At 51.8% G+C, this 13,540-nt stretch carries 14 protein-coding genes; 13 read left to right on the forward strand and 1 reads right to left on the reverse strand.

The features are described from left to right. Positions 1-124: 124 nt before the first annotated feature. The 9 genes from NOV86_RS13560 to NOV86_RS13600 all read left to right on the forward strand — a co-directional run bounded on the left by NOV86_RS13560 (position 125) and on the right by NOV86_RS13600 (position 9,353). A complete protein-coding gene (locus NOV86_RS13560; RefSeq protein ID WP_267642044.1) occupies positions 125-2,098 on the forward strand; it encodes a DEAD/DEAH box helicase family protein in 1,974 nt (657 codons plus the stop codon). Positions 2,099-2,101: 3 nt separating this feature from the next. Then, positions 2,102-2,290 (forward strand): CxC ATPase DNA modification system associated small protein, encoded by a 189-nt coding sequence (locus tag NOV86_RS13565; protein WP_267642046.1) that lies wholly within the window; start codon positions 2,102-2,104, stop codon positions 2,288-2,290. After that, entirely contained in the window at positions 2,280-4,238 is a 1,959-nt protein-coding gene (locus NOV86_RS13570) for an AAA family ATPase (RefSeq protein WP_267642047.1), read from the forward strand. Before NOV86_RS13565 ends, NOV86_RS13570 begins: the two co-directional genes overlap by 11 nt. After that, a complete protein-coding gene (locus NOV86_RS13575) occupies positions 4,239-4,709 on the forward strand; it encodes a hypothetical protein (RefSeq protein WP_267642048.1) in 471 nt (156 codons plus the stop codon). It abuts the gene before it with no gap. Positions 4,710-4,846: 137 nt separating this feature from the next. Further along, positions 4,847-5,365, forward strand: a complete 519-nt coding sequence (locus NOV86_RS13580; protein WP_267642049.1) for a hypothetical protein — start codon at positions 4,847-4,849, stop codon at positions 5,363-5,365. Further along, positions 5,362-5,568 carry a hypothetical protein gene (locus NOV86_RS13585; RefSeq protein ID WP_267642051.1) on the forward strand — a complete coding sequence of 69 codons (207 nt, stop codon included), beginning with the start codon at positions 5,362-5,364 and terminating at the stop codon, positions 5,566-5,568. The genes NOV86_RS13580 and NOV86_RS13585 overlap by 4 nt, the downstream gene beginning before the upstream one ends. A gap of 465 nt (positions 5,569-6,033) precedes the next feature. Continuing rightward, a complete protein-coding gene (locus NOV86_RS13590; protein ID WP_267642052.1) occupies positions 6,034-6,459 on the forward strand; it encodes a hypothetical protein in 426 nt (141 codons plus the stop codon). A 253-nt stretch (positions 6,460-6,712) separates the two neighbouring features. Further along, positions 6,713-8,257, forward strand: coding sequence for a hypothetical protein (locus tag NOV86_RS13595; protein WP_267642053.1), 1,545 nt, complete (start codon positions 6,713-6,715; stop codon positions 8,255-8,257). An 88-nt stretch (positions 8,258-8,345) separates the two neighbouring features. Beyond that, positions 8,346-9,353 carry an AAA family ATPase gene (locus NOV86_RS13600; protein ID WP_267642055.1) on the forward strand — a complete coding sequence of 336 codons (1,008 nt, stop codon included), beginning with the start codon at positions 8,346-8,348 and terminating at the stop codon, positions 9,351-9,353. Positions 9,354-9,739: 386 nt separating this feature from the next. Here NOV86_RS13600 and NOV86_RS13605 read toward each other — a convergent pair whose 3' ends face one another. After that, the gene (locus NOV86_RS13605) at positions 9,740-9,997 is read right to left on the reverse strand and encodes a winged helix-turn-helix domain-containing protein (protein ID WP_497007455.1); all 258 of its coding nucleotides are present in this window, start codon (positions 9,995-9,997) and stop codon (positions 9,740-9,742) included. 182 nt (positions 9,998-10,179) lie between these two features. On the opposite strand from NOV86_RS13605, the gene NOV86_RS23415 reads away from it, so the two are divergent. From NOV86_RS23415 to NOV86_RS13620, 4 genes are all read left to right on the forward strand, one after another. Continuing rightward, a complete protein-coding gene (locus NOV86_RS23415; RefSeq protein WP_438266720.1) occupies positions 10,180-10,560 on the forward strand; it encodes a DUF7344 domain-containing protein in 381 nt (126 codons plus the stop codon). Positions 10,561-10,684: 124 nt separating this feature from the next. Then, a complete protein-coding gene (locus tag NOV86_RS13610; RefSeq protein ID WP_267642058.1) occupies positions 10,685-11,803 on the forward strand; it encodes a CRISPR-associated protein Cas4 in 1,119 nt (372 codons plus the stop codon). Continuing rightward, complete coding sequence (locus NOV86_RS13615; RefSeq protein ID WP_267642060.1) at positions 11,804-12,601, forward strand: transcription initiation factor IIB family protein; 798 nt, start codon at positions 11,804-11,806, stop codon at positions 12,599-12,601. Beyond that, positions 12,598-13,536: a recombinase family protein gene (locus NOV86_RS13620; protein WP_267642061.1), complete on the forward strand. Its 939-nt coding sequence runs from the start codon at positions 12,598-12,600 to the stop codon at positions 13,534-13,536. Before NOV86_RS13615 ends, NOV86_RS13620 begins: the two co-directional genes overlap by 4 nt. Positions 13,537-13,540: the final 4 nt, after the last annotated feature.

The following is a 13,540-nucleotide window of genomic DNA, read 5'->3' on the forward strand; positions in this document are numbered from 1 at the left end:
CTCTCCAGATCTGTTTCAATAGGACCATCTGAGTTTGAGGTTTTGCCTCACGATAGTTAAGATCAGCCGCACTTGGGGCCTGTGGGAAAAATTCAAATACCTACTAGCTATTGCTAGATTTCAGATGGTAAGTTCTGACAAGGGGCTAAGAGACTTGGATCTCCCCGACGTCATCGAAACCTCTGACGTAGACTTTGCTGAGGAATTTTACAACCCTGCCCTTAGTGTCTCGGTAGAGTACAAGCGAGGTGTCGGCTACTTTACCAGCAATTGGTTTAAGCACGCTTCAAGAGGGCTGAAGGGTCTCGCGGAGAACGAAGGCACCGCCAAGTGGATAATCAGTCCAATACTGGAGGAAGAGGACTGGGAAGCCCTTCAGAAAGGGGAGGAAGCTAAACGAAGCCAGGAACTATACGACCGCCTCAAAAACTTGGTCTCCGACATTGAGGAGGGACTCGAAAAAGAGACCCAGAATACCATTGCGTGGATGATCGCTGACGGTCTTCTTGACATCAAGCTCGCAATCACCGGGGAAAACCTCTCCGGCGACTTCCACGACAAATGGGGAATCATGCGAGACGCCAACGACGACAAAATTGCCTTTCACGGCTCCCAAAACGACAGCAGCAAAGGATTCTCAAACTACGAATCCTACACTGTCTTCATTTCCTGGGACTCCGAACGCGAAGCAAACAAATTGGCAAAGCACGAGAGACGGTTCGACGATATCTGGGACAACGCCAAACGAGGGGTGTACAGCCTCTCACTGCCTGACAGTATCTCCCTCAACATAGCTGAACTACGGGATGACGACCGTCCCTACGACAACCCCTCTGAATCAAGGAAACTGACCAGCGCCTACCGCTGGCGTCACCAAGAAGTAGCAGTGAACAAGTTCCTGGAAAACGGTCACGGCATCCTCGACATGGCCACCGGAACCGGGAAAACCCGGACCTCCCTCAAAATCCTGAACCGCCTGCTAAGACAGGACGCCGTAGAGAACATCGTCGTCGCCACCCGAGGAAACGACCTCCTTGACCAATGGTACGACACCCTATCAGAGAGCTTCAGCGCAGACGAAATGTGGATCTACCAGGAATACGACGGCGACCACGACCTCAGCCAGTTCTTGACCAAGAACCGTGACAAGTTGGAAGCCCTGATCATCTCCTATGATAACCTACACGAAGTAATCGAAAACGATGTCAACAACAAAATCCCTCGAAGCCTGTTGATCGCGGACGAAGTCCACAACATCGGTAGCGACACACGACAAGCCAACTTGACCGGAAAACTCGAAGCCTTCAAACACCGGCTCGGCCTCAGCGCCACACCCTTCGACCCCTACGACCCGGACAGGAACGACTTCATACGAGACGAAGTAGGGCCCGTCGTCTACGAGTTCTCCGCCGAAGACGCAATCAAAAGAGGAATCCTCACCGAACTCGACTACACACCGCTCTTCTACGAACTCTCAGAAGAGGACAAGGAAGAGCAAAAAGCAGCGTTCGGCAAATACAGCGGCTTGAAACAGCAGAATCCGAACATCCCGAAAAGCCAGCTGTACATCATGCTGGCTAAGGTCCGGAAAACCTCCGAGGAGAAACTACCTGTCTTCCGAGAATACCTGGAGAACAACCCTGAAATCCTCGAGGGCTGCCTCATCTTCGTCGAGACAAAGGAGTACGGGCACAAGGTCCAGAAAATCATCCACAACCACACCAAGAGCTACCGGACCTACTACGGGGAAGACCCGGAGGAAACACTCGAAGCCTTCTCAAACGGCGATATCTCCACCCTTGTCAGCAGCAAGGCAATCTCCGAAGGCATCGACATCAAATCCGTGAAGAACATCATCCTGTTCACATCCAACCGTTCCAAAGGAACCACCATCCAGCGCATCGGCAGAGCACTCAGAACGGATCCTGATAACCCTGGGAAAACAGCTAACATAGTTGACTTTGTTGTCAGGAGTGACATCGAAGAAGAACCTGAGGACAACGAAGACGATGAGGATGACGAGGTCGACATACCCCCGGACAAGATTCGGTACGACTGGCTCAACGACCTCAGCAAAGTTTCAAAGGAGGAAAACTGACCCATGGCAAAACCAGAAGTCGAAGAAATCGTTGAAGAGGTAATGGAAAAACACGGTCAATCAGACGTGGTCAAGGAGAGATTCCTGAACTTCTACGAAAACGCGATAGAGGAAAACTTCGGCGGCAACGACCTGCAAGGACTGATTAACACAGTAGAACTCACCGAAGAGGAGAGACTCGATGGATCTTAGAATCACAGGCTTCCGGTACCACAACATCCGGGAGTTCAAAGACCTGGAAATCGACTTGACGCGAGACGGCGAGGACGCCCACCACATCTCGCTCGTCCAGATGCCTAACGGCACCGGAAAAACCACTACTATGGACCTGATCCGGACTGTCCTCGTAGGTAAGGATTTGAGTAAAAACAAGGAAGGAGAGCTCACCGTCTCAAACCTGGAACCCGAGGACTTCGACGCAATAGAAGGCTGGTTCGAAGCTGACTTCAAATCCAACGACACCCCGTTCACCTTCCGTCTGGAACTTGACTACGAAACCTACGACCACCAGTACCGGACCATCACCCCCAGCGAAACTGGCGGCGGGGATATGCTCGGCCACTCCCTACCCAACCACGAACTGAACACGATCATCAACGAGTCCTTCGCCAACTTATTCGTCTTCAACGGCGAGCTCACCCAAGACTTCATCCAAACCGGGAAAGACGAAGCCGAGAACGCCCTTAAAATCGTCAACTACCTCAACCGGATCGAGGATCAGAGGAACAAGATCCCCCAAGAAGTAGAAGAAAAACAGAACGAGGAAGAGGTCACAAGCGTCAAAAGCGAATCCGGTTACCGCAACCTCAAGGGTCGACTAGATACCGCCCAGAAGAAACTGGAAAAACTGGAAGCGCGGGAAGAAACCCTTGAAACAGAAATCAGTGACCACGAAGACGCTATCCAGGACTTAGGTACAGAACGCAGCGAACTCTTAGCCGAGAACCAGGAGCAACTAGAGAAGGACCAGCGCCTGGAACGAGAAATCAACGAAGTCCGAGGCGAAATAGAAGACGCGACGGACGAACTCCTAGAGCGGATGCGCTCTCCCAGTCAACTTCACAGAGACTTCCACGACGACATGGGAAAACTGGTGAAGAACATGAACATCATGGAGCTGCCGAAACCCACCTCCCAAGAGTTCTTCACCGAGCTATCCAAACGCCCGAAATGCATCTGCGGCAGGGAAATCGACGAAGAACACGCCAAAACCATTCTGACCAACGCCGACCACTACCTTTCAGAAGAAGATATCGGCGTCCTCAATCTGCTCAAAGAAAACCTGCGAGGAGTACCCGACTTCGAGGACTATGAAGACAAGTTCGAGGAGTTAGATGATAAACGGGAGAAGTTGGAGCAGAAAAAGCAGGAGAAAGGCAGAGTCGACCTTGACGATCCGGACCTCAGCGAACGACTTGAGAAGATCACCGAGCAGAAAGAAGAGGAGAAACGGCAGAAAAGACAGAAAGAAGAAGAGCTTCGTAAACTCACCAGCACCGACAAAAATGAGAGAGAAGAACTCGGTCTCGACTGGAAGAACAACATCCACCTCTGCCGCCAAAAAGTCCAGGAGCGGAAAAAAGAGGTTCGAGAAGCCAGTAACACCGTCAACTTCGGGAAGAAAGCAGACAAACTCGAAAGTATCTTCGACGAGTTTATCGACCGATACCTTAACGAACTCAAACATAATCAGATCGACGAAACCAACCAACGCCTGAAGAAAATCCTCGGCCTCTCACAAGTACAAATCGAGGCCATAGACAACTCCATCAGGATCAAAGGGAAAGAGGACGTCTCCGAAGGCCAAAGCCTCTCAATCGCCTACGCCTACCTCTCCACCCTGTTCGAGGACTCCGCAATCGATGTACCGTTCGTCATCGACAGCCCGGCGGTCAGCATCGACTACGAGAAACGAGCAGAAGTCGCACCGATCATCTCCAACCTGTTCGATCAACTGGTGATCTTCGTAATCTCCTCCGAACGCGAACGCTTCGTCAGCGAACTCGATTCAGGCGACATCAAATACTGTACCATCCACAAAACCGAGCAACCAGGCGAAGTCGAGAAAAGCCTGGACAAGGACTACTTCATGGACTTCCAATCCGAAACCGAAGAAGAACAACTGGAAGAGGTGGCCTGAATGTCATTCCGACTCAGCAAAGAGGCCAGAAGTTATTACGGCAACATAAACAAGAACAGCACCATCAACAAACTGGATACGGACTGGGACAAATACTACCTCTCCGCAATGGCTGGGATCAAAGCTCGGAGCCGGGTCCCTGACGACGAAGAACCTCCTGCAGAACAGGAGTTCGTCGACTATGTCATCCAAAGCTACGAAGACCAGAAATACGAGATCTACGGGGCACTGATCGTGGCTGAGATTGAGCGCGAAGGGATTCCCTGGGGACAGAAAGAGGAAATCAAGCAGCTGATGCTCACCCTTCTGGACTCTAACACCAATACCCGACTCTCCAATGAAGGAACCCAGGCTCTCAACTGTTACGCGGAGAAAGGCTCCCGCCTAATCAGAAGCGAGATCATGCCTCCGCCGAAGCTGGACACTTTCCTTGAACGCTACTACGAACTCCTCGACGACCTCGGAGACTGAAACACGGCTTCAGTAGTGGTCGTCCGCCCCCGGGTAATATAACTCGGTATCCGGTAACTCCCCCTCAAAAAAGCAATAGCATCTCTGAAATTCCCTGACTGGGAAAATACTTTAACCGCATTATGAGACAGTCCTGTATGCCTGGTGACGCCGATGGAATAGTCGACACCGTGACCGACATCAGCAACGATCATCGGATAACCCAAGACCGTATCTCCGACCTGATCCAGGATCTCGGCTTCAACCCCGACAATGCAGAATTCAACGTCGTCATGGAAGACATGGTTCCGCCAACCTCCGGCGAAGCCATGATGGAGAAAAGAGCAGAGGCACATGAACGCAGCCTCGTCATCGACGCCCTTGTACAGGAAACCCTGTCGTATCCACCGGTCGCAATCTACTCGCCAAAAGAAGCAGACAGGGAACGAATGGCAATTATGCCAGGCGAGGAAGCCGACGAAATCGGAAGAGAATCTTCCTCCAAACTCTGGCTACACACAGCTTCAGAAGTCTCCAAAGCCGAGTCAACAGTCCTCGTCTCACCGGTGATCATCTCGGTAAGCGACTCCGACGACGTAACCCAGCACTTCCACACTCACAGCTTCGACAAAAAAGACGCACAGGAACTCATCGAGCTCATCCACGACAAAACATGACCGATACGAAATACGCTCCCAGTCCCATCAAGTGTCGAGAATGCGGAACAGAACTCGAAACCATCGAGAAAGGCCACCTGCAAAGCCAGAACTGCACCGGAGAAATAGACGATGTGGAGGATTACCGAAAGAAGTACCCGGACGCACCTACCCGTACTACCGAGATGCGCGACAAGATCGTGGACAACCTGACGGAGAACTAAGGAAGTGGATACTGAGCAGGGCGAACTCAGTGATGTCTAAACGTACGCTGCCGTTCCCTTGATCTCGAAGGAGACGATACCGCTCTTGTCCTCGTGCTACTGGCACGAGACCCTGTCTGTGAACTGCTTCTCCTTCAAGTAATCCGCTACCCTCCATCCGACCAAAGCGTTCGTACCACAGATCTGGTACTGGACATGACTCGGCAATTCAGATTCGTCGGGCCCCTTGTAATCAACACGGTCGTTACCCATCTTCGTCATCTACCTTTACGTCCAACGACTTCAGATCCGGATACTCATCTGAAACCGAGTCAACCTTCCCTGACGAGAAAGTTGTCTGGAAATCATCCGACATATATTGATACCACACAACACCGGAATTTAGACTTAATTTCAGAACGAGAAGTGAACGGAGTACTTGGCCTCGGCGGAAAATACTTCTCATTCAACACTTAAACAAGCAGTATGAACGGAATTGAATACTTCGCTGCCAAGATCCTCGGAGGCGCAGCAAAGGGAACCGCTAGCACACTACTCAACCACCAACTCAAAGACAATAGCAGCCATAAATCACCTGTTTCAAAGCCCGAAGACTGCTTCTGGGGCGCAGACAACCAACTCTACTGCCCGGTGAACAAGCTGTCCACTCAGCAGAACTGTGGCCGAAGACAGGGATACAACGTCGACCCACAGCTTGATATCTCCTCCACGGAGTTCGAGCCAATCGAGGACCGGCCCTGGGAACGAGAAACCTATACCCGCGAACTCGATGGCGGAGAACTCGATCTCAGCCTGACCTCCGAAGACTCAACGGCTTCTCCACCACCTCGAACCCGATATCCTTCTCAGCTAAGACAGCACGACGATCACCCTAACCCAAGTCACCACTAGCCTCGCCGTCCACTCTTATCACCAACTTATCCGGACGAACACTACGCCTACTCTTCGATTCCCGGAAGTGTGGTCAGATCTCTCCGACAGATTCTATATCGGTAACCACCTCCGTAGTTGCCCGGTTTTATTCACAGCAATAGTACGTATTTGAAACTAAAAAAGGGGGCCCGACCCTCTCCTGGATAGAGGACCTGGGTCTCGTTGTCCAACTCAAATAGATATTTCTGGGATGGTCTCTTCTCACGTCATAATGGCTGATACTTGGATCGGCGTCACAGATAGCCGACCCACACCACTCCTGAACTCGCTAATAGCGTCGATTGAAAGCGGCGATAACCCTGACGACATTCTCGTCTTCGTACCGGAGAACGACAAAGATGTACTGCCCTCCATCCGCCGACTCATCGAGAACGTCTGCCGCGAATATAATGTGGACGCCAGGATCAAACTCTCCATAACACCCAGCGTCAATAAACCTAAAAAGCTCTCACAGCACGTCTTAGAGACTCTTCAAGAACAAGGGGATGGAAACGCTGTCAGCATCTCCAGCGGATCACGGCTTCTTAACGCCTGCCTTATCGGAGCCAGCAACCAACTCGACCAGTTCAAACTCGACCATCTCTACACCTTAGAAGGCTCCAACCCAGCTAACCTGGAGTCCACTATCTACCCGATGATTCCACGGCCCGAGATGAATCTCATAGACTATCAAAAGAACTCTGCTCTGGAACTAACCGGTCCAGGAGATCACGGTAGCACCGACGACATCTACAAGATTACCAGAGAGCAGCTTCCCCTTCTCTTCAACGCACTCTACAGCACCGGGAACCCGATTATCTCCGTAGACCACAAATCCAGTATCCTCTCTACCCTCTATAAAATTGAGCTGGATCGAGGAACTCCCGCCTCTATCCGGTTCACAAACGGTGTCAGTCAATACCAGAAAGAAAGATCCGAAGTAGGACGCCGTCACGGAGAACAAGCAGAATCAGAAATCCCAGACCACAGGGCCTTCATTGGCGCATTTACTTCCAGCGTGCTAGAGTTCGAAAACCAAGACGAGATTTCGGACTTCATCGACCCATACAGAAACCGGCGTCTAGAACATGGGAACACTGAATCCCTCGCAGTCTTCGACACTAACCTGATACAGTACTGGCCTGCTCGCCAACTGGGGGTAGCCCCTGAGCAAGAGCGAGGTTTGAACGGATATGCCGTCGTCACCGGGGTTCGGGACGAATTGATGAACTACGATGGTGATGAAAAAATCAATAACACCCGGCAACTCGAAGACGCCTTCGGCCAAGAATATAGAGAACTTCGTAACCAATTGAAGAAGACACCGCGGCAGCTCCGGCTTGGACGACAGTATTTCAGCCGACTACAACGTGAACTATACACCGAGAAGATTCAGTCTGGTATGGAGGATAACAATATCACCGTTGCCTGTGAAGGAGTCCACCAAACCGGGGGGTTCGATCTCCTGCTATTCAGCAACGACTCCGGGTTCATCTCCACGGCTAGAGATCGTGGCCTACCCTCGGTACTCGTTGATTTCCCTCAAAAACTTCCACGGAAAAAGGGTGTCACATGGGAAGACGCATCTACCGCTCTCTACCTCCACGCCGTCCAATTCGGCATTCTGGAACTTCCGAAAATCGACCTGTACGGCGTATGGCCGCGAAAACGTCCTGAAGACTGGGATGCTGAAAAGATTGCAGTCAGATGCCGCAGCCCGGTCGTGGCCAAACAGCTCAACCGGTACCAGAATATCCTCGACGAATCCCCCCGGTAGATATCCAGTGAATACGCCGAGAAGCTCTGTGGATTGGTGTAACATAGGCCAGTAACATTGATTACACCCTACCCCGAAATTTACAGCAGTGGTTATTCGTATTGAGTCTCTCACTGTAGAGAACCTGCGATGCTTCCGTGGCGAGCACCGGCTGGATCTCGACCGAAGCGACGAACCCAGTATCGACGTGGTGCTAGGCTCCAACGGCCTGGGCAAAACCACGTTAGCCGATTCGATACATCTCTGTCTCACCGGGGAGTTCGACGACGAAGCTCCTTTAGTCACCTACGAACTGGTCGACGAGCTCTCTCCTGGTGAAGAAATCTCTGCCAAGGTCTCGACCGTAATCGCTGACAGCGAAATCAGTCGACGGTTCCGTTTCACCCGTAAGTTCCAGACGTCCGAGACACGCCGGGGGCCGGTCAACTCCGTGGACTCGCTACAGGTCAAAGAGGAGCAGAATGGTGAATGGGTCAGCACCAGCTCGTCAGAGGCGATAAACACAATGTTCCCGCTTCCTGCCTTCACGTTTTCTAAGCTGGACGCGGAATCCTCGGTTGGGATTGATGACCCTTGGGGCGGCACCAGTTGGAGCGAACTTGTCGAAGCCGTAGGCGAAGCAGCAGCCCGACAGTCAGCAGCACGCGGCACAGATCTCCCCGAATACTTCGCCAACGACTACGACCTCGGAGACGAGATGATCAGTCGGATCAACGACCTGCTCCCAGAACTTGATCAACGTGACTTGTACCACGTTGAGGAGAGGCAGGATGGTCTCGTCGCTCGCAGAAAAGAAAATGGCTCCCCGAAAGAGATGGCCGCCCTCTCTGCGGGGGGTCAGATGATCATCTCAAATGCCGCCGCTTTGGTTGCTGGCGAGGTCATGCCTGCGATCCCTCCGCTGATCGGAGATACGATGTTCGGTCGCGTGGATCATGCTACCAGAGAACGGATGTTCGAGGCCATTAACCAGGCAGACCGGCAGGTCCTGTTGTTCTGCACCAACGCTGAACTGGATGGGTTCGATCTTTCTCCCATGTTCAAACTCAAACAGCGTGAGAAAGGTAGAGAGAGTAAGATTGTTGCCGCTGATTAGGCAGAAAGACGTCTTGCCTCCAAGTTCGAGCTTACGTGGACAACGGGTCTGATTCGGGTCGAGCTAAAAACGGATTCTCTGATGTGGGTATTCGACGAGGTCCTCTCTGGTAGGCTCACTGAAACCCGTTAAAATCTTTCTTCTTAGACTATATTTGTCCTTGGAAATAGTCTTAGCCTGACTGATTCACTCTGGATCCAGTTTCTTGAGATGGTCACTGATTGACCGTTGTGACAGAGGTTCTTCCTCTATTCTGGACAATGATTTGTGAAGGTGGTGGCTCAGTTTTAATCCTTCATCACAAGGGGCTGAGTGGGGGTAACCGTCATCATAGCCACCATCTGTTCTTCTTCACCCGAGGTGTATAAACGCTCTTTTTCGGGGCTTCATTCCAATTCTACGTCTTCCTTTTCTAACTCTCCAGCAAGATATTGCTCACCGAGTTCAGTAACTTTGTAATTTTTAGGATCAACTCGCTGTAGAAGTCCTCCATCAGATAATCGCTTACATCTCCGTGAAATATATTCACTGGTATAATTAATATTGGCAGCAATCACCGGGGGAGACGCGACGATGTCTTTCTCGTGGAGAAACTCTAGAACCCGCTCATCAGCTTGTGTCATCCACTCAATTCGGGGCCGCATCTATCTATATTCCTGCTTGAGACGACCTAAGACCCGTACAAAACCGGTCTACAGACCGGTTAGAGCAACCTATAGACACAACTTTTTGTGGTTATAGGTAAAATTCCTTATCTGACGGACGACTGTGGCGGACAGTACTGACGACAAACGCTGTCCATCATGGGCCAGTCCGAAATCAATCCATGCCGGCCCCCGAGACTGAACAAATAATCTCGACCCTCTATCATGCTTTTCGAGCTACAAGACGGCGTCTTGTCGTTCAGATTTTGGGAGACTCCGATCGAAACACGATACCAACCCGGGAACTTGCTCGAAGAATTGCCAGTATTGAGCAAAATACTCCGACTAATCACGCGACAGGGGAACCGTATCGAAATGTGTACAACGCACTCTCTCAGACGCATTTACCTACCCTTGCTGACGCTGGTATCGTAATCTATGACCCCAAGCGACAGACCGTCTCACGCGGCCCACGATACCCTCTTGCTGCAATCCTCTTGGCTATCAATGAGCCAGCTATCAAGCTTCTCACCGACTTATCGATTGGATACCACAGCTTGTGATTCAGGCCGTGCTAAGTCTCTTGGAAGTCCAACCCCCTATTGAATTGAGACACAATCAGATGCGGACCAATCACGAACAGCGCAATCGGCCGTTGAACAAGTAGCACCGGACCCTGCTTATGACATGGTCCCCGATCCTTCGGGTGGAACTGAATCGTTCGATTGTTCGGCAGATGAATCAGCGGGTGTCCTTTCGAACGTTCTTGCTAATGAACTCAATTCTTGGTACAAAAGCCAACAACACAAGAGAAACGTCGAGAGGGGGAAACCCTATTTCAACGGACCCTCTCCGGTACCAGACCCACGACGACACAGTCCAAGCCAGCTGCTCAAATGCCACCGTCGGGTATACTACCAGCTCCACAATGCTCCAGCGGAGAAAGGAGAGCCGACTGGAATCTTCTGGTTCGGTTCGCGTTTCGAAACCGAGGTCGCTGTTCCCTTTCTTCAGAGCCTGACCAGAGATGGCGAGTACATCCGAAATTCGATGTGGGTGGATTTCACCGTCGATAGTACAGACCAGTCAATTCGAATTCGCGGTGAGACGGATTCAGTGTTCGTCGACGCCGATAGCGAGCCGCTCCTGTTGACTGAGATTAAAACGACCACCTCTCTCAGCAATCTCGAGGCCCCGAAACCACAGCACCTTGCCCAGGTTCACGCCTATCTCTACGGTCTTTCGGAGCAATTCGAGCGTAGACTCTCGGACGCAGTCATCCTATACGCGAAGCGTGATGACTTCTCGACCAGAGTATTCCACGTTCAGTTCGAGCAAGAGTTCTGGGAAGATCGAGTTCTAACTTGGGCCAGCCAGAACTCAGAATATCGGCGAAGTCAATCACTCCCACCACCGACTCCAGAATTCGAGTGGGAGTGCGACTACTGCCCGTACCGAAGACGCTGTGGTCGGGCAGGAAGCCAGTTCTCGGACGAGGACGTCACTGGTCTGCTACCGTTCACTGATGACTATCCAAGAGCGCAACTGGAGAACTACCTCGAGGCCTATCCTGACGCGAAGCTAACGCCGACTCTGGCACTGCGGTATCCTGAACTAGCTGAGGAGTGGGGTACATACGACTGGCAGTGCCCAGCTTGTAGCTCCTCGTACTCGTTCGAGAGCGTGGATTGGGACGGCGACCTAGAGCAACTGCCGTACTGCAAACCATGTGCTGAGAGTGGTCTATTGGCCACCCTCGAGGAACCGAAGCCAGATGTACAACCTGCGACCCGGAGAGAGGAATAAATGCCAACCAAAACTCCAGTATCGAATGAATCAGACCGACTTTCGAACAAATTCGGTCAGTGTCCGGCCTGCGGATCTCGTCGACTCCGCGAGCTGGTCTCGTCGCTTGAACCTATCTGCGACGACTGTGGGGCTGTTGCCTCTGATACGATTGAACACCCGACAATCTTGGAGAATTCAGATGATGAAGCCTCGATGGAACTCTCGTGGTCAGACTACTACACGATAACGAACAGCACCGAGCAGCAGGTAGCCACTGCAATGGGGGTCCTAGATACCCTTGCTGATGAACTGAACCTCGACACGAACGTCCGAGAGCGAGCGGCAGCCATCTATGCCGAGGCAGCTATCGAAAATCTCACTGATGGTCGTCCCACTGAACTCTTGATTGGTTCGGTCATTGCTGTGGCTGCACGCGAACTACAGGACCCACGTCCCACGGGTCGTATTGCATCTGCGGCCACTGTCCGGGCTGGTTCACTTGGGCGTCTCATTCGACGACTCACGAGGGAACTCGCCCGCCCGAGCCCTGTCTGTCGTCCAAATGACTACCTGCCGTACCTTCGTCAGGAGCTCAGTCTCGATGCCCAGTACGAAGATGCTGCGCTGGAACTGCTAGAGTCTCTTGACGAGACTACCATTTCAGGGAAATGCCCAGTAGGGTTTGCTGGTGCTGCACTCTACCTCGCGTCTGATGGACTCGTTACCCAACGACAAATTGCGCAGACAGCCGCGATCACTGGAGAGACTCTGCGTGTGAGAGTAAGAGATATCCGTTCAAATGAGGTGAAAAAATGACCAGTCAAGATACCGCCTTAGTTGGGGCTCTCCAGCCTTCAAATGAATCCAATTCAATTCTCAGGGCAGCCGTCTACGCACGAACATCGACCACCAGCCAAAAATATGGATACTCGATTGGTGAACAGGTCCGCCTGTGTGTTGACCGATGCCATCTACTCGGCTGGGAGGTTCACTACATCTTCCAGGACGAAGCCGAGAGTGGGAGTGATACGGACCGGCCAATGTTCCAACGGATGATTTCGATGGCTGAAGCCGATGCATTCGATGTCCTCGTCTTCTGGAAGCTGGATCGGTTTTCGAGATCGATCATGCACGCAGTCCAGCTTGAGAAACAATTCTCCGATATGGGACTCGCACTCCATAGCGTGACTGAGCAACTGGATACGACGAGCCCAGCCGGTAGATTCAATTTCAGGAATATAGCCAACGCAGCCGAATTTGAGAGAGAACTAATCAAGCAACGAACGAAGATGGGTCACCTCGCCAGGGCGATGGAACACAAATGGCCGAATTCATCGCCACCGCTCGGGTACGAGGTGCGCGAGGACGGATATCTAGAGGTCGTTCCCAGTGAAGCCACCCTTGTGAGACGGATATTCAGGGAGTACATAGAGCAAGAGTCCATGCCCGCTGTAGCGGAGGTATTAAACCAGGACCAGAGGTTCGGGAAAGGGAATATGCAGTGGACACCAAACTCGGTTGGTGCTATTCTCAGGAACCCCATTTACACTGGTGAATACTCGGTTCGGTCGGTCAGTGCAAGAGTAGATGAATATCGAATCTTGAGTGACGAACTTTTCCAGAAAGCAACGGATGTTCGGACTCGGTTTCAGACTTCGAACAACGCTCCCAAGCCTGCAATGGCAAAGCAGAGAAAACGAAGACTCGTGACCGAAGTTCTGGATAAATATCTTGAGTACTTGGAGGACTGACCCT

Source organism: Haloarchaeobius amylolyticus (assembly GCF_026616195.1).
GTDB lineage: Archaea > Halobacteriota > Halobacteria > Halobacteriales > Natrialbaceae > Haloarchaeobius > Haloarchaeobius amylolyticus.